The 16,597-nt window shown below is 73.7% G+C and carries 14 protein-coding genes and 2 riboswitches; of the genes, 9 read left to right on the top strand and 5 right to left on the bottom strand.

Going from position 1 to position 16,597, the window contains the following annotated elements:
* Window positions 1–31: 31 nt before the first annotated feature.
* Entirely contained in the window at window positions 32–1,027 is a 996-nt protein-coding gene (locus tag DZA62_RS26205; protein WP_116951889.1) for an ABC transporter substrate-binding protein, read from the bottom strand.
* Window positions 1,028–1,083: 56 nt separating this feature from the next.
* Window positions 1,084–1,262: riboswitch (cobalamin riboswitch) on the bottom strand.
* 77 nt (window positions 1,263–1,339) lie between these two features.
* Between DZA62_RS26205 and DZA62_RS26200 the strand changes: the two genes are divergently transcribed.
* Genes DZA62_RS26200 through DZA62_RS26190 form a run of 3 tightly spaced genes read left to right on the top strand, consistent with a single transcriptional unit; the run spans window position 1,340 to window position 4,370 of the window.
* Complete coding sequence (locus DZA62_RS26200; protein WP_116951888.1) at window positions 1,340–2,218, top strand: sulfite reductase subunit beta; 879 nt, start codon at window positions 1,340–1,342, stop codon at window positions 2,216–2,218.
* Window positions 2,215–2,865, top strand: a complete 651-nt coding sequence (locus DZA62_RS26195; protein WP_116951887.1) for a precorrin-8X methylmutase — start codon at window positions 2,215–2,217, stop codon at window positions 2,863–2,865. The genes DZA62_RS26200 and DZA62_RS26195 overlap by 4 nt, the downstream gene beginning before the upstream one ends.
* On the top strand, window positions 2,862–4,370 hold the full coding sequence (locus tag DZA62_RS26190) for a precorrin-2 C(20)-methyltransferase (RefSeq protein WP_116951886.1): 1,509 nt from the start codon (window positions 2,862–2,864) through the stop codon (window positions 4,368–4,370). Before DZA62_RS26195 ends, DZA62_RS26190 begins: the two co-directional genes overlap by 4 nt.
* Here DZA62_RS26190 and DZA62_RS26185 read toward each other — a convergent pair.
* On the bottom strand, window positions 4,322–5,089 hold the full coding sequence (locus DZA62_RS26185; protein WP_116951885.1) for a cobalt-precorrin-4/precorrin-4 C(11)-methyltransferase: 768 nt from the start codon (window positions 5,087–5,089) through the stop codon (window positions 4,322–4,324). The genes DZA62_RS26190 and DZA62_RS26185 overlap by 49 nt on opposite strands.
* On the bottom strand, window positions 5,086–6,300 hold the full coding sequence (gene cbiE, locus DZA62_RS26180; protein ID WP_116951884.1) for a precorrin-6y C5,15-methyltransferase (decarboxylating) subunit CbiE: 1,215 nt from the start codon (window positions 6,298–6,300) through the stop codon (window positions 5,086–5,088). Before cbiE ends, DZA62_RS26185 begins: the two co-directional genes overlap by 4 nt.
* A gap of 484 nt (window positions 6,301–6,784) precedes the next feature.
* Window positions 6,785–6,916: riboswitch (cobalamin riboswitch) on the top strand.
* Between the two features lie 46 nt (window positions 6,917–6,962).
* Here cbiE and DZA62_RS26175 point away from each other — a divergent pair.
* From DZA62_RS26175 to cobA, 4 genes are read left to right on the top strand one after another with little or no spacing between them, the layout of a single operon-like run.
* Complete coding sequence (locus DZA62_RS26175) at window positions 6,963–8,993, top strand: magnesium chelatase subunit D family protein (RefSeq protein WP_116951927.1); 2,031 nt, start codon at window positions 6,963–6,965, stop codon at window positions 8,991–8,993.
* Window positions 8,993–9,607, top strand: coding sequence for a cob(I)yrinic acid a,c-diamide adenosyltransferase (gene cobO, locus DZA62_RS26170; protein ID WP_116951883.1), 615 nt, complete (start codon window positions 8,993–8,995; stop codon window positions 9,605–9,607). Before DZA62_RS26175 ends, cobO begins: the two co-directional genes overlap by 1 nt.
* Window positions 9,601–12,018 carry a cobyrinate a,c-diamide synthase gene (locus DZA62_RS26165; protein ID WP_198664204.1) on the top strand — a complete coding sequence of 806 codons (2,418 nt, stop codon included), beginning with the start codon at window positions 9,601–9,603 and terminating at the stop codon, window positions 12,016–12,018. Before cobO ends, DZA62_RS26165 begins: the two co-directional genes overlap by 7 nt.
* The gene (gene cobA, locus DZA62_RS26160; protein ID WP_116951882.1) at window positions 12,009–12,986 is read left to right on the top strand and encodes a uroporphyrinogen-III C-methyltransferase; all 978 of its coding nucleotides are present in this window, start codon (window positions 12,009–12,011) and stop codon (window positions 12,984–12,986) included. The genes DZA62_RS26165 and cobA overlap by 10 nt, the downstream gene beginning before the upstream one ends.
* A 2-nt stretch (window positions 12,987–12,988) precedes the next feature.
* Here cobA and DZA62_RS26155 read toward each other — a convergent pair whose 3' ends face one another.
* Entirely contained in the window at window positions 12,989–13,729 is a 741-nt protein-coding gene (locus DZA62_RS26155) for a cobalt-precorrin-6A reductase (RefSeq protein WP_116951881.1), read from the bottom strand.
* Between the two features lie 151 nt (window positions 13,730–13,880).
* Window positions 13,881–14,174 (bottom strand): GYD domain-containing protein, encoded by a 294-nt coding sequence (locus tag DZA62_RS26150; protein WP_116951880.1) that lies wholly within the window; start codon window positions 14,172–14,174, stop codon window positions 13,881–13,883.
* A 564-nt stretch (window positions 14,175–14,738) separates the two neighbouring features.
* Between DZA62_RS26150 and DZA62_RS26145 the strand changes: the two genes are divergently transcribed.
* Both DZA62_RS26145 and DZA62_RS26140 read left to right on the top strand, forming a co-directional pair.
* Entirely contained in the window at window positions 14,739–15,671 is a 933-nt protein-coding gene (locus tag DZA62_RS26145) for an NAD-dependent epimerase/dehydratase family protein (protein WP_116951879.1), read from the top strand.
* Window positions 15,668–16,591: an RNA polymerase sigma-70 factor gene (locus tag DZA62_RS26140; RefSeq protein ID WP_116951878.1), complete on the top strand. Its 924-nt coding sequence runs from the start codon at window positions 15,668–15,670 to the stop codon at window positions 16,589–16,591. The genes DZA62_RS26145 and DZA62_RS26140 overlap by 4 nt, the downstream gene beginning before the upstream one ends.
* Window positions 16,592–16,597: the final 6 nt, after the last annotated feature.

Here is a 16,597-nt window from a genome sequence, read left to right as displayed (position 1 = left end):
GCGACGACCGGCGGTGCGGCGACGTGCACCCTCAGCCGATCGGCAGGTCGGCGAGCTGTTCGGAGACGTGGGCGGCGCCGTCGAGGACACGGACACCCGGCGTGGTCTCGGAGAACGGGAGCGTGACGTAGCTCCCGGCCTGGACCGCCCGCAGCCGGCTCAGCACCGGGTCGTTCTCGAGATAGTCGATCTTCTCCTGCGCGGTCGACCACGAGGCGTCCGCGAGCACGATCACGTCGGGGTCGGCGGCGATGACCTTCTCCCAGCTCACGTCGGCCCAGTTGCCCTTGACCGAGGCGAACGGGTTGGTGGCGCCGACCGTGTCGATGATGATCTGCGGCGCGCCGGTCCCGACCCCGGTGTAGGGCACCTTGTCGCCGGAGTCGTACCAGAAGATCGACAGTCCCTCGCCGGCCTGCTCGGCCTCGATCCGCACCAGCTCGCTCTGCTGTTGCTCGATGAAGTCCTCGGCGCGGTCCTCGACGTCGAACAGCGTCGCGATGTCGTGGACCTCCGCCCAGACGTTCTCGAAACTGGCCGGCTCGCTGGTCTCGGGCGTACCGCAGCTGAACGGCGAGACGTAGGCCGCCACGCCCAGGTCGGCGAGCTCCTCCCGCGAGCCGGCGGTCTTGTCCTCGAAGGCACTGATGTAGGAGCCGTAGACGAAGTCCGCTCCGCGGCTCAGCAGGTCCTCACGCGACGGCGCGCTGTCGCCCTCGATGACCGGGATCGCCTCGTAGGCGTCGGCCCACCGGTCGGCGACGGCGTCGTCGAGGCCGTAGGTCGCCAGCAGGTGGTCCTGCAGGCCGAGGGCGAGCATCACCTCGGTCGCTCCCTGGTAGACGGTGACGACCTGCGTCGGCGCGGCGTCGACCGTGGTCGTGAACTCGCAACTGGTGACGCTGGCCGGGAAGTTGCCGCCTTCGGCGACGGCGTCGTCCATCTCGGGTGCCCCGGTACAGGCACCCAGCAGCGCCAGGCCGGCCAGCAGGCCGGCAGCCCTCCGGGCAGGACGCAACGACGTCATGGCAGCTCTCTCGTCCGGAGGCATTTGTCGCGATGCCTGGTGATCGGGTGTCGTGGACACGAGGTCCACGGCCAGCAGGTCTTCGGACTCGGGTTCGACCGGACGGAGCGCCTTCCCGGACTCGCGTCCAGTGGCATCGTGCTCCGCCCGTCACCCTCACCGCTGCGCGTCAGTCCCGGATTCACACCGGGTTCCCTGGCTCATTGCTGAGTTGACTGGCGAGATGAACCTAGCAGGGTGGGCCACGAACACAACAGGGCTGTGTGACCCTTCCCACTCAGCGGTCCGCGACGCGCGTGGCACCATCGTCGCGTGACGACCCGTTCCCGCCCCGACCGCTGCCCCGGGGTGCTGCGGCCGTGGATCGCCGGCGACGGCGCACTCGTGCGCCTGCGCCTCGTGGGCGGGCTACTGCCGACGGCCGCGCTGAGATCGCTGCTGGTCATCGCCGAGGAGCACGCCGACGGGACGGTACAGCTGACCAAGCGCGGCAACCTCCAGTTGCGCGGCATCGAGCACTCCGGCGGCTGCATCGCGCCGTCCCTCGTCGACGCGCTGGACGCCGCCGGGTTGGTGCCGTCGCGCAGTCACGAGCTCGTGCGCAACATCGTGGTCTCGCCCCTGACCGGCCGGCTGGGCGGCCGTGCCGACCTGCGGCGAACGGCCCGTGATCTGGACCGTCTGCTCTGCGCCGACCGCGCGTTCACGGCGCTGGCCGGCCGCTTCCTGTTCGTCCTCGACGACGGCCGGGGCGACGTCGCCGACCGGCCGCTCGACCTCGGGCTGACGGCCGTCGACGCCCGCACCGCACAGGTGCGGATCGGCTCCCACCACTGGGGTCCGCTGGTCCCGCTCGGCCACGCACCCCAGGCGCTGCTCGAGCACGCCCGCGGGTTCCTCGACCGCCGCGGCGAGGGCGAGACGGCGAGGTGGCACGTGGACGAGCTGCCCGAGGGCGGAGCGGAACTGCTCGGCCGGCCGCCCGGGCGAGATCCCCGCGCCCGCGTCAGCGCGCAGCCGCCGCCGTACGGCATCCTGACGCAGGACGACGGCCGTGGCGCCGAGCATCTCGCGGTGCCCGACGGCCTGCTCGTCCCCGAGCACGCCGCGACACTCCTCGAGCGCGCCGGCGCCGAGGTCATCGTCACGCCGTGGCGCAGCATCGTCATCCCCGACCTGGAGATCCCGTGAGCGTCACCCGACCGACCCGCCGTTTCGACTACGCCGACGACGGCGCCGCGATCTATGCCGAGTCCTTCGCCACGATCCGGGCCGAGTCCGACCTGTCGCGCCTGCCGGCCGACGCCGAGAAGGTCGCCGTCCGCATGGTGCACGCCTGCGGGCAGGTCGACCTGACGAAGGATCTGGACATCCACCCGCGCCTGGTCGGGGCCGCGCGCGACGCGCTGCGGGCGGGCGCCCCGATCCTGACCGACGCGACGATGGTCGCCGCGGGCGTCACCCGGGCCCGGCTGCCCCGGGACAACGACGTCCTGTGCCTGCTCCAGGACGAGCGGGTGGCGGGCCTGGCCGAGGCGTGGTCGACGACCCGGTCGGCCGCCGCCGTGTCGCTGTGGGCGGACCGGCTCGACGGGGCCGTCGTGGCGTTCGGCAACGCGCCCACCGCCCTGTTCCACCTGCTCGAGATGTTGCTCGACGGAGCGCCGCGGCCGGCCGCGATCATCGGCATCCCGGTCGGCTTCGTCGGGGCGGCCGAGTCCAAGCAGGCGCTCGCCTCGTTCGAGCTCGACATCCCCTACCTCACGGCACACGGCCGACGCGGCGGGTCGGCGATGGCGGCCTCGGCTCTCAACGCGCTGGCCCAGGAGCAGGAGTGACCGGCCGCCTGTACGGCGTCGGCCTCGGGCCCGGCGACCCCGAGCTGATCACCCGCAAGGCGGCCCGCCTCATCGCCGAGGCCGACGTCGTCGCCTACCACGCCGGTGTCGGCAAGCAGTCCAACGCGCGCCGTATCGCCGCCGAGCTCATCCCGGCCGACGCGATCGAGGAGGAGCTGCGCTACCCCGTCACGACGGGCGCGACGTCCCATCCCGGCGGGTACGCCGGCGCGATGGCGGACTTCTACGAGGAGTCCGCGGCACGTCTCGCGGCGCACCTCGAGGCCGGCCGCACCGTCGTCGTCCTCGCGGAGGGCGACCCGTTGTTCTACGGCTCGTACATGTACATGCACGACCGGCTCTCCGGCCGCTTCGAGACCGAGGTCGTCCCCGGCGTCACCTCGGTCGCCGCCGCGACCGCGACGGTGGCGTCGCCCCTGGTCAGACAGACCGACGTCCTGACGATCCTGCCCGGCACGCTGCCCGAGGCCGAACTCGCGCGCCGCCTCGCCGACACCGACGGCGCGATCGTCATGAAGCTCGGCCGCACCTTCCCCGCCGTCGTCTCGGCGCTGCGTCAGGCCGGACGGCTCGACGGCGCGCTCTACGTCGAGCGGGCCTCGATGGCCGAGGAGCGCTGGCTGCCGGTCGCCGACGTCGACCCGTCGACGGTGCCGTACTTCTCCCTGATCGTGGTCCCCGGGGACACCGCCCGGTCCGGCAGCACGACGCCGCCGGCCGGCCCGCCGCGCGCCGCCGCCGAGCTCCTGGTCGTCGGCCTCGGTCCCGGACCCGACCACTGGATCACGCCGGAGGTCACCGAGGCGCTGGCCGGCGTCCAGCACGTCGTGGGGTACGCGCCGTACGTCAACCGGGTCCCGCAGCGCGAGGGCCTGACCCGCCACGCGTCGGGCAACACCGTCGAGGTCGACCGGGCACGGCTGGCCCTCGATCTGGCCAGGGACGGCGAGCGGGTCGCGGTGGTCTCCGGCGGCGACGCCGGGATCTTCGGCATGGCCGCCGCGGTCTTCGAGGCGGCCGAGGACGAGGCCTACGCCGACGTGCCGATCCGGGTGCTCCCCGGCCTCTCGGCGGTCCAGGCCGTGGCGGCCAGGGCGGGCGCGCCGATCGGTGGCGACTTCGCGGTCATGAGCCTGTCGGACCGCCTCAAACCGTGGGAGCTGATCGAGCGGCGGCTGCGCGCCATCGCGGAGGCCGACCTGGTGCTCGCGATCTACAACCCGGCGTCGCGGTCGCGCACGACTCAGGTCGCGCAGGCGAAGACCGTCCTGCTCGAGCACCGCGACCCCGACACCCTGGTCGTCGTGGGCCGCGACGTCGGCCGGGCGAAGGAGTCGCTGACCATCACGACCCTGGCCAAGCTCGACACCGACGCGATCGACATGAAGTGCCTGCTGCTGATCGGCGCGAGCGGCACCCGGGCCACGGCCGCGGGTCAGGTCTGGACGCCGCGCTTCACCGAACGGTCCCGCGCCGGGTCGTAGAGGAACGACTCCGCGCCCCGGACCTCCTCGGCCAGTGCCGCGCCGACGAGGATGACCGCGGCCTTGCGCAGGCCCGCCGCCTCGACCTGGTCCGCGATGTCGTGAAGCGTGCCGCGCAGCACGACCTGGCCCGGCTGGCTGGCGTTGGCGACCACCGCGACGGGACAGTCCGATCCGTACGAGAGTGCGAGCTCGGCGGCGAGCTCGCGTGTGCGGGTGATCGCCAGGTGCAGCACGAGGGACGCGCCGGTGGCGGCGAACCGCTCCAGCCGCTCCCCCGCCGGCATCGCCGTCGACCGGGCCCGTGTGCGGGTGAGCACGACCGACTGGACGACTTCCGGCACGGTCAGCTCGACACCGAGCAGGGCCGCCGCCGCGGCGTACGCGGGGACCCCGGGCGTGACGTCCCACGGCACGCCATGAGCGTCGAGGCGCCTGGTCTGCTCATGCAGAGCGGAGTAGATCGACGGGTCGCCGGAGCAGAGCCGGACCACCTCCAGTCCGGCGTCGTGAGCGGCGACGATCCGGGCGGTGATCCGGTCGAGGTCGAGGTCCTGGGTATCGACCAGCTCCGCGCCGTCAGGGCAGTGCCCGAGGACGGCGTCGTCGATGTAGGTGCCGGGGTACAGGCAGACCTGCGCGGCGTTGAGCAGAGCGACGGCGCGCAGCGTCAGCAGGTCGGCCGCGCCGGGGCCGGCTCCGACGTAGTGGACGGTCACGAGTCCTCCTTCGTCGCGGCCCACTGGGTGATGCCGCGGGACGGGGTCCAGCCGGTGAAGGACCCGATCGGCGCGGCGTGCTCGACGTGGATCCGGGCGAGCTCGCCGCCGTGCCGGGCGTACCGCCCGGCCAGCACGGTCTCCGTCTCGAGGGTGACGCCGTGGGCGACCAGCCGCCCGCCCGGACGCAGCGCCGTCCAGCAGGCCTCGAGCAGGCCGTCCTCGGTCGCCCCGCCGCCGACGAAGATCGCGTGCGGGCGCTCCAGGCCCTTCAGCGCCGCGGGCGCGTGTCCGGTCACCACCTCCAGGCCGGGGACGCCCAGCGACGCGGCGTTGCGGGCGATGCGGGCGGCGCGGTCCGCCCGCGACTCGATCGCGACCGCGCGGCAGGCCGCGTGCGCACGCATCCACTCGATGGCCACCGAGCCGGAGCCCGCGCCGACGTCCCAGAGCAGCTGGCGCGGCAGCGGGGCCAGCCGGGCCAGGGCCGACGCGCGCACGTCCCGCTTGGTGATCTGGCCGTCGTGCTCGAAGGCGTCCTCCGGCAACCCGGCGGTGAACCCGCGGCTCGGGGCGCCCGGACCGGCCAGCTCGACCGCGACGACGTTCAGGTCGGGCGCCGCCCGGTCGCCCCACGAGTCCGCCCTGCCGTCGATGCGCGACTCGGCCGCGGCGCCGAGGTCGCCGAGGACGGTGAGCCGGCTCGCTCCGTAGCCGGCCGCGGTCAGCAGCGCGGCCACCTCGGCCGGCGTCGAGCCGTCCGACGACAGCACGATCAGCCGCGAGCCGGGAGCGAGCGATCGCGTCACGATCCGCGGGTCGCGCCCGACGAGCGTGAGGACCTCCGCCGACTCCGCCGGCCACCGCAGGCGGGCGCGGGCCAGCGCGACGGAGGACAGCGCGGGCACGACCTCGACCGCGTCCGCGCCCAGCAGGTCCACGAGCGTCGTCGCGATGCCCGAGACGAGCGGGTCCCCGGAGGCGAGCGCGACGACCCGCCGTCCGGCGCAGCGTTCCAGCAGCTCCGGCAGGCCGTCGCGCAGCGGCGACGGCCAGGTCTCGCGCCGCTGACCAGGCACGTCCGGGAGCATCGCGAGGTGCCGGCGGCCACCGAGGACCACCTCGGCGCCCTCCATCAGCGCGCGGGCACCCGGCGCGAGGCCGGCCCACCCGTCCGCGCCGATCCCGACCACCGTGACCCGTGTGCCCATGGGTCGAGACGATAACCGCCGGTCCGCCGCCCGCCGACCGCGACGCTCGTCCAGTCCCACCATGCCGGCGATGGCGGGTGGTTCGGAGGTGCCCTGGCCCCACCAGAGCACCCGCCATCGAAGCGGCGACGAGCCCCCGTGCGCGCCGCTGAGGGCGCGGATGTGATCGGGGTGGTGGAGCCGAGGCGTGCGCCGTCACGGTGGCGGCGTCGTCTGGGTGGTTCGTGGGGTTCGCCGCACCGGGAACCCCGACTTCTCCAAAGTCAACGACGATCACCGCTGATCGTTCGGCGACGCCCCGGAAACCGGCGGATAGGACCCGTTTCGGGGCCGTAAGCGCCGGTTTCCGGAGTGTCAACCGGACCCCGGGGGTGTCGCCGCGAACGACCGGCGCCGGCCGGCCTCCCGCCTCCCCTGGTTTCCACAAGCAGCAAGGGCGGAGGCTGACCGGGCTCATCGGCCTAACCGGATGGGCGCTATTCTGAGCCGCACACAGACTCGAGGTGCCCCTCGCGGGGAGAATCGGGAAGCCGGTGAGAATCCGGCACAGGGCCCGCTGCGGTGACCCGGGATCGTCCCGGGAAGTCCGAAGACCGGCCTCGAGTCTGACTGGCGGACGCGACCGTGTCGGCCACCGATGGCAGACCGAGCGGGAGCCCCAGATGCCACAGCACTATCCGTTCAGCGCGGTCGTCGGCTCCGACGACATGGCGCTGGCCCTCACCCTCTCGGCGATCTCACCGTCCATCGGCGGTGTGCTCGTGCGCGGCGAGAAGGGCACCGCCAAGTCGACCATGGTGCGCGCGCTCGCGTCGGTGCTGCCGCCCATCGACGTCGTCAGCGGCGACCGGTTCTCGACGGATCCGCGCGAATCGAACCCGTTGTCGCCCGACGGCCCGTTCGACGCCGGGGCCGACGTCGAGACGCGCCCGGTGCGCCTGGTCGAGCTGCCCGTCGGCGCCACCGAGGACCGCGTGCTGGGCTCGCTGCACCTGGAGAAGGCCCTCGCCGACGGCGTCACCGAGTACGAGCCGGGGCTGCTCGCCCGCGCCCACCGCGGCATCCTCTACGTCGACGAGGTCAACCTGCTGCACGACCACCTGGTCGACCTGCTGCTCGACGCCGCGGCGATGGGGCGCTCGACGGTCGAGCGCGACGGCGTCTCGGTCGAGCACGCCGCGCGGTTCGTCCTCATCGGCACGATGAACCCCGAGGAGGGTGAGTTGCGGCCGCAGCTGCTCGACCGGTTCGGGCTGACGGTCGAGGTCACCGCGCCACGCGACCCGGCGGCCCGCGTCGAGGTCGTCCGCCGGCGGCTCGCGTTCGAGGCGGACCCCGACGCCTTCGCCGCGCGTCACGCCGACGACGAGGCGCGGCTGACCGATCGCATCGAGGCCGCGCAGAAGCTCGTCGACCAGGTCGATCTCAGCGACTGGGCGCTGCTCAAGATCGCCGAGGTCTGCACCGCGTTCGAGGTCGACGGCATGCGCGCCGACATCGTCACGGCCCGTGCCGCCGCCGCCCACGCCGCGTGGAACGGCCGCACCGGCGTGCTGCGCGACGACATCCGGGCGGCCGCCCGGCTCGCCCTGCCCCACCGACGTCGCCGCAAGCCGTTCGACGCGCCCGGCATCGACGAGGACCTCCTCGACCAGATCCTGGCCGCCGACGAGCGGCCCCCGGACCCGGAGCCCGAGCCGGCGCCGGACGGCGACCACGACCCGGCGTCCGCGGACGAGCCGGCGGCCACGCCACCTGGGCAGGGCTCCGACCCCGGCGGACCTGGTTCCGCCGACGGCGGCAGCCCACCCCGCCCGTCCGACCGGCACTCCCCCGACGACCGCGACGCCGAGCCGCGGGCCGGCGACTCGTCGGGGGTCACGGTCGCGGCACCGCAGCAGCCGTACCGCCCCAAGCTGTTCACGGTCGCCGGCACCGGCGCGGGTGAGTCGGGCCGGCGGTCCAGGGCCATCACCGACACCGGCCGCCGCGTCGGTGCCGAACGCCGTACCGGCCAGGGCGGGTCGATCCATCTGCTGGAGACCATCCGGGCCGCGGCTCCGCATCAGCGGGTCCGAGGCCGCCAGGGTCCGGGCCTGGCGTTCCGCGCCGACGACCTGCGGCTCGCGGTAAGAGAGGGCCACGAGTCCAACCTCATCCTGTTCTGCGTCGACGCGTCGGGCTCGATGGCCGCGCGCCGCCGCATGGAGCAGGTCAAGACCGCGATCCTGTCGCTGCTGATGGACGCCTACCAGCGGCGCGACAAGGTCGGGCTCATCACGTTCCGCCAGGACGGCGCCGAGCTCGCGCTCCCCCCGACCGGCTCGGTCGACATCGCCGCCACACGGCTTGGTGAGCTGCCCGCCGGCGGCCGCACGCCGCTGGCCGAAGGGCTGCTGCAGGCCGCGGACGTCCTGCGGCGCGAGCGCGTGCGCGACCCTCGCCGGCGTCCCCTGCTGGTGGTCGTCACCGACGGACGCGCGACGTACGGGCCCGACGCGCTGGGCCGGGCGCACCAGGTCGCCGCCCACCTCGCGGAGTCCGGCGTCGCCGGCCTGGTCGTCGACTGCGAGACCGGGAGGTTCCGCATGGGCCTGGCCCACGACCTCGCCGCCCACCTGATGGCGGAGTACGTCGCGCTGGGAGAGGTCAGCGCCGCGGACCTCACCGACGTCGTGAAGAGGGCCGCCTGATGCCCCAGGGTCAGCCACTCGCCACGCCCGAGGACGGCCTCACCACCAGGCAGCGCCGCAACCGGCCGCTCGTCATGGTCCACACCGGCAACGGCAAGGGCAAGTCCACGGCCGCCTTCGGTCTGGCCATGCGCGCGTGGAACCAGGGCTGGAACATCGGCGTGTTCCAGTTCGTCAAGTCGGCCAAGTGGCGCATCGGCGAACAGACCGTGCTCGAACGACTCGGCGAGTTGCACGCCGACACCGGCGCCGGCGGACCGGTCGAATGGCACAAGATGGGCTCGGGCTGGTCCTGGTCGCGCAAGAAGGGCGCCGAGGAGGACCACGCCGCCGACGCCGCCGAGGGCTGGGCCGAGGTCAAGCGCCGCATCGCCGCCGAGACCCACGACCTCTACGTCCTCGACGAGTTCACCTATCCGATGGCTTGGGGCTGGGTCGACGTCGACGACGTCGTCGACACGCTGGTCAACCGTCCCGGCCGCCAGTACGTCGTCGTCACCGGGCGGCGCGCCGATCCGCGCCTGATCGGCATCGCCGACCTCGTCACCGAGATGCAGCACGTCAAGCACCCGTTCGACAACGGTCAGAAGGGGCAGCGAGGCATCGAATGGTGACGCTGCCCCGGCTGGTCGTCGCGGCGCCCGCGTCCGGCCATGGCAAGACCACGATCGCCACCGGCCTGATGGCCGCGCTGTCCCGGGCGGGCCACCGGGTCTCGGGCCACAAGGTCGGGCCCGACTACATCGACCCGGGCTACCACGCCCTCGCGACCACCCGGCCCGGCCGCAACCTCGACCCGCATCTCGTGGGCGAGGAACGCCTCATCCCGTTGCTCCTGCACGGTGCCCGCGCCGCCGACCTCGCGATCATCGAGGGGGTCATGGGCCTGTACGACGGGCAGCTCGGCGGCGAGGGCTTCGCGTCGACGGCGCACGTCGCCACAGTCACCCGGACACCCGTCGTCCTGGTGGTCGACGTCTCGCACGCCTCGCGGTCGATCGCCGCCGTCGTGCACGGCATGGTCGCCTTCGACCCGTCGGTCCGCATCGTCGGCGTCGTCCTCAACAAGGCCGGATCGTCCCGGCACGCCGAGGAAGTGGCCGGCGCGCTGGAGTCGACCGGTCTGCCGGTGCTCGGCGTACTGCACCGCGACGACGGCATCGTGGCGCCGTCACGTCACCTCGGCCTCGTGCCCGCCGGCGAGCGTGCCGACGCGGCCCGTGCGCTGGACCGGCTGGCCGGGCAGATCGCCGAGAAGGTCGACCTTCCGCTGCTGCTCGGGCTGGCCCGCTCGGCACCCGATCTCGACGGCGCACCGTGGGAACCGGCGGCCCAGATCAGCGCCGCGTCCGCCCGGCGGCCGGTCGTGGCCATGGCGGGCGGGCGCGCGTTCACCTTCCGCTACGCCGAGACCGAGGAGCTGCTGCGCGCCGCGGGCTGCGACATCGTGACGTTCGACCCGCTCGCCGACGAACGGCTGCCCGAGGGCACGGCCGGGCTCTACCTCGGCGGCGGGTTCCCCGAGGTGCACGCCGCGGGCCTCGCCGCCAACGAGCCGTTGCGCGGCGCCCTGCGCGCCGCCGTCGAGTCGGGCGTGCCGGCCGTCGCCGAGTGCGCCGGGCTGCTCTACCTCTGCCGCTCGATCGACGGCCGGCCGATGGTCGGGGTCCTCGACGCCGACGCGGCCATGACGCCGAGGCTCACCCTGTCGTACCGGACCGCCGTCGTCCCCGCCGACCAGCTGACCGGTGTCGCGGGCACCCGGGTCACCGGCCACGAGTTCCACCGCACGACGGTGACGCCGGCGTACGCGAACCCCGCCTGGCTGGTCGACGGACGGCCGTCCGGATTCGGCTCCGCCACGCTGCACGCGTCGTACCTCCACACGCACTGGGCCGGCCACCCGCGGGTGGCGCAGCGCTTCGCCGACGCCGTCCACGCCCATGTGCCCAGGGCGGCCCGGCCCGAGGTGAGCCTCCCTCCGGCGACGGCCACGACGACGGCGCCGTCCCCGGACGCGCTGAGGTGGCACGGCGACCAGGAGCTCACCGACGGGCTGGTCGACTTCGCGGTCAACGTCCACGACGCCGCCCGGCCGGCGTGGCTGACCGACGCGCTGGCCCGCAGCCTGGACGACGTCGGCGCCTACCCCGACCCCGCCACCGCGGCCACGGCGATCGCCCGGCGGCACGGCCGTCCCGGCGAGGAGGTGCTCCCCACCGCCGGAGCCGCCGAGGCCTTCGGTCTCGTCGCCCGGGCACGTGCGTGGCGCCGGCCCGTCGTGGTCCATCCGCAGTTCACCGAGCCCGATGTCGCCCTCGCAGCCGCGGGACACCACCCCGAACACGTGCTGCTCGACCCGGGCGGCGGCTTCGCGCTCGACTCCGCGGCGGTCCCCGAGGACGCCGACCTCGTCGTGATCGGCAACCCCACCAACCCGACGAGCGTGCTGCACCCCGGCCAGACCCTGCGCCGCCTGCTCCGCCCGGGCCGGGTGGTCCTGGTCGACGAGGCGTTCATGGACTCGGTCCCCGACGAGCAGCACTCCCTCGCCGCGATCCCCGACCCGGGCCTCCTCGTCGTCCGGAGCCTCACCAAGCTGTGGTCGATCCCCGGCGTCCGCGCCGGGTACGTCCTGGGGTCCCCGCCGCTCCTGGCCGAGCTGCGCCGTCACCAGGCGCCATGGTCGGTGTCGAGTGGCGCCATCGCGGCGATGATCGCGACCTCGGCCGACGACGCGCTCGCCGAGGCCGAGCGGCGGACGACCACGATCGGGCGGCACCGCCGCGTCCTGACCGACGGCCTGACCGAGCTGGGCGTCCGGCACGTCCCGGCGGCGGCTCCGTTCGTGCTCGCCCAGCTCGGCGCCGGTGCCCGCGACCGGCTCCGGTCCGCGGGATACGCCGTGCGCCGCGCCGGGACCTTTCCGGGCCTCGACGACACGTGGGTGCGCATCGCGGTCCGCCGCCCCGAGACCACTCGCAAGTTGCTGGCGACGCTACGGATCGAGGGCCCGTGGACCTGACCCCTGGGACGCGCGCGCTGGTCATCGGCGGCGACGTCCGTGCCGCCGGCCAGATCGCCCGGCTGCTCGCCGACGGCGCCGAGGTCACGGTGATCGCGCCGTCGGTGACTCCGGCCATCGAGGACCTCGCCGGCCGCGGCCTGATCAGCTGGCAGGCCCGCGACCCGGACATCGACGACCTCATGGGCACGAGCGTCGTGCTGCGCGAACCCGCCGACGGGGCACCGGCCGACCACCTCCACCGCACCGGATCGGTGACCCTGGTCGGAGGAGGTCCCGGCGACCCCGGGCTGCTGACCGTGGCCGGCCGTGCGGCGATCGAGGCCGCCGACGTCATCGTCGCCGACCGCCTGGCCCCGCTGGCCGCGCTCGCGTGGGCCCGCCCCGGCTCCGAGATCATCGATGTCGCCAAGATCCCGGGCGGCCGCTCGACCAGCCAGGAAGCGATCAACCAGCTCCTGGTCGAGCGGGCCGCGTCCGGCCGGCACGTCGTGCGCCTCAAGGGCGGCGACAACCACGTGTTCGGCCGCGGGGGCGAGGAACTGCTCGCCTGCCACCGCGCGGGCATCGAGACGCGGGTCGTCCCCGGCGTCACGTCGGCGACCGCGGTGCCGGCCCTCGCGGGCATCCCGGTGACCCACCGGGGCCTGGCACAGGGCTTCGCCGTCATCTCCGGTCACGTGCCACCCGGCCACCCCGGCTCGACGATCGACTACGCCGCGCTCGCCGCGTCCGGCACGACGATCGTGGTGCTCATGGGCGTGCGCACGTTGAGCGCGATCTGCGCCGCCCTCGCCGACGGCGGGCTCGCTGCGGACACGCCCGCCGCCGTCGTCGCCGACGGCGCCATGCCCAGTCAGCGTGTCGTGCGCGCCACGCTCGCCACGATCGACGAGGCCGCCGCCGGCATCGCGCCACCCGCGGTGGCGGTCATCGGCGCCGTCGCGGACGTCCCCGGTCTCACCTGACCTCAGCGCGGCGGCCGCGCGGCGACCCACGCGGCCGCGGCCGCGGAATCATGGACGACCTCCAGTGCGGGAGGAGCCGCCGCCCTCCGCACGATCACGACCGGGATCCCCCGCTCGCCGGCGACCCGCATCTTGGACCAGGTGTAGGACCCGCCCGAGTCCTTGGTCACCAGCACGTCCACCTCGGCCATCAGCGCACGCTCCGCGTCGAGCGGGTACGGCCCCCGGCTCCGCAGGACCGTCCAGGCACGCGGCACCTCGATGTCCGGCGCGTCGACCACCCTGACCAGCGCGGCGACGCCGGCCAGGGGCCCGGCGAACCGGTCGAGCGACTGACGTCCGACCGTCAGGAAGGGACGCCGGCCCAGCTCCGCGGTGAGCGCGGCCGCCTCGTCGTGGTCGTCGACCCAGTGCCAGCGCTCGGCATCTGGAGCCCCGGACCAGCCGGGTCGCTCCAGTCGCAGCAGCGGCACGGAGCCGGCGGAGCACGCGGCCAGCGCGTTGGCGCTCATGCCCGTCGCGAACGGGTGGGTCGCGTCCACGACGGCCGAGATGCGCGCCTCCCCGAGGTACGAGCGCAACCCGGGCACTCCACCGAACCCGCCGATCCGCACGGCGCCGACCGGCAGCCGCGGGCGGGCGACGCGACCCGCCAGCGACGACACGAAATCGACGCCGCCGTCCCGGAGCAGGACGGCCAGCTCACGTGCCTCGGCCGTGCCCCCGAGCACCAGGACCGTCATGCGCCGTCGCCATCAGGGACCATGGCCACACCCTAATGAGGATCGACCGGCGTTTCTGCGCTGACCGTTGTTGGTCGGCAGGGAGGCTGGTTGGCGAGTCCGCCGGGCGAGCGCTGTGGTGTTGCCGTTGCGGTTGACGGCGACGACACGCTCAGCCGAGCTTTCCGACGATGCCCCTCATCTCGTCGGCGTCGAAAGCGCGGAGGGTCGTTGTCCGGATGTTGCCCTGCGCGGCGATCGCCAGCGCGAAGGCGGTTCCGGACTCGTCGTCGGGGAATTCGGCGATCGAGACGATGTCGTACGGGCCGACGGTCCAGTAGACCTCCTTGAGGTTGCCACCCATGCGCTGGGCCAGCTCACCGGCGGCCTTCGCTCGGTCGAGCGACTCCCTGGACTGACGGACACCCTGATCAGTCCAATTGATCAAGCTGACGAATGTGGGCATCGCAGCTCACCCCCCTGAGTTTGGTGTACTGACAAGCGTCGTCGTACGAGGGCACGACGATTCTCACGCTACGACGGCGGCACGACCTTGGACATACCCGGCACTCGATCAACTCATCACGCCCGTGCTGGGGTCCATGCCCTCACCTCTCGGGTCGCCGCGCCCGTCCTGCCGGCAGGATGCGCACCTGCGCGGCGGCGTGCGAGGCGAGCAGCGCGGGCCGGAGGGCCCGCGCGGCACCTTCACGACGTGAGCGGGCGAGGACGTGCCCTGGTGATCGAGCCGGACCGAGCGCCAGCCGGGAGCGCCTCGCCGTCACCACGGGCGAAGGTCAGCGCCCCTCACCCGCCTCCGTCCTGGGGATGCCGCGGGAGCACGTCGCGCGGGCAGGCACGGCGGCGAGCAGGTGATCACCCCGCTCCTTTGCGGCCGGTGTCTGACCCGGGACTCCTGGGCCTGGTACGGCGGTGTTCTCCCGATCGTTCTTCCCGCCATGTCACAGGCGACGGGGCTGTCTTGTCTCGGGTAGCGAAGGCAGAAGGTCGCGACGGGATGGTGAGGGTCATGCGGGTGTTCGTGGCAGGCGGGACCGGGGTGTTGGGGCGGCGGCTGGTGCCACAGCTGGTGACCCGCGGCCACCAGGTGACGGCCACGACGACGAGCGCGGCCAAGCTGGACCAGCTGGCCCGGCTCGGCGCGGACGGCGTGGTGATGGACGGGCTGGATGCGGCGTCGGTCGGCGAGGCGGTGGCCGACGCCCGGCCGGACGCGATCGTGCACCAGATGACCGCGATCTCCACGACGCATGCCGGCAAACCCGATATCAAGCACCCCGACCGCTGGTTCGCCATCACCAACCGGCTGCGCACCGAGGGGACCGATCACCTGCTGGCCGCGGCCGAGGCGATCGGCGTCTCCCAGGTCGTCGCGCAGGGGTACGCCTCGTGGAACGGCATCCGCGAGGGCGGGTGGGTGAAGACCGAGCAGGACCCGCTGGACCTGCTCGAGGGGACGGCGGCGCACGTCGGGCTGAAGGCGTTGCGACACGTCGAGAACGTGGTCCTCGAGGCCGGCGGTGCGGTTCTGCGCTACGGCGCGTTCTACGGGCCGGGCGCCGTCGACGACCAGGTCGAGCTGGTGCGCAAGCGGCAGTACCCGTTGGTGGGGCGCGGCAGCGGCTACAGCTCGTGGGTGCATCTCGACGACGCGGCGAGCGCCACCGTCCTGGCCGTGGAACAGAAGGTCCGCGGCGTGTTCAACATCGTCGACGACGAACCGGCCCCGGCCAGTGAGTGGCTGCCCCACTTGGCGGCGTGCGCGGGGGCGAAGCGGCCGCGGCGGATCCCCGTGTGGCTGGCCCGGATGCTGGCCGGGGATCAGGCGGTCGTGATGATGACCGAGGGGCGCGGGTTCGCCAACGCGAAGGCCAAGCGGGAGCTCGGCTGGCAGCTGCGCCATCCTTCGTGGCGGCAGGGCTTCCAGGAAGAGTTGGCGTGACCCGGGCCGAGGAATTCGAACAACTGCGGCCGCTGCTGTTCTCGATCGCCTACCGGATCACCGGCAGCGTGACCGAGGCCGAGGACGCGGTTCAGGAGACCTGGCTGCGGTGGGACGCCTCCGCCGCACAACCCGCGTCGGCCAAGGCGTTCCTGTCCGCCGTGGTGACCCGCATCTCGATCAACGTCCTGCGCTCGGCCCGCGTCCGGCGCGAGGAGTACGTCGGGCACTGGTTCCCCGAGCCGCTGCTGACCGACCCCTACTCCGACCCCGAGCGCTCGGCCGAGTTGGCCGACTCGGTCTCGACGGCGGCCCTGCTGCTGCTGGAGCGCCTGTCCCCGCTGGAGCGCGCCGTGTTCGTGCTGCGGGAGGTGTTCGGGTTCGGCTTCGGCGAGATCGCCTCGGCGGTGGGCCGCTCGGAGGCGGCCTGCCGTCAGCTGGTGGTGCGGTCGCGCCGTCACATGAACGAGGGCCGGCCCCGGTTCGAGGCCGACCGGCGCGAGCGTGAGGCACTGGCGACGCAGCTCTTCGACGCCTTCACCGAAGGGGACGTCGATCGGTTGCGGGAGCTGCTGGCCGCTGACGTGCGGTTGATCGCGGACAGCGGCGGCAAGGGCCCGCAGTGGGCCGGAGGCTTCTTCGGCGCCGAACAGGTGACCCGGGTGCTGGCCGCCCTGCTCCCGCCGTTCGTCCAGATCGGTGGTGTCGTGGAACCGCACCAGGTGAACGGCCAGCCGGGCGCGATCTTCCGCGACCGCGACGGCAAGGTCGTCAACACCTGGACGCTCGACATCGTCGACGGGCAGATCCAGACGATCCGCACGGTGAGCAACCCCGACAAGCTCGGGCATGTGGGACCCGTGGCGAATGGCTGGGCGGTCCTGCGCGAGACCCAGCAGGCCCGCCGCGGATCGGTCTGACCGCAA

This window comes from Jiangella endophytica, from assembly GCF_003427025.1.
Taxonomy (GTDB): domain Bacteria; phylum Actinomycetota; class Actinomycetes; order Jiangellales; family Jiangellaceae; genus Jiangella; species Jiangella endophytica.
This window is presented reverse-complemented; position numbering and strand designations above follow the sequence as displayed.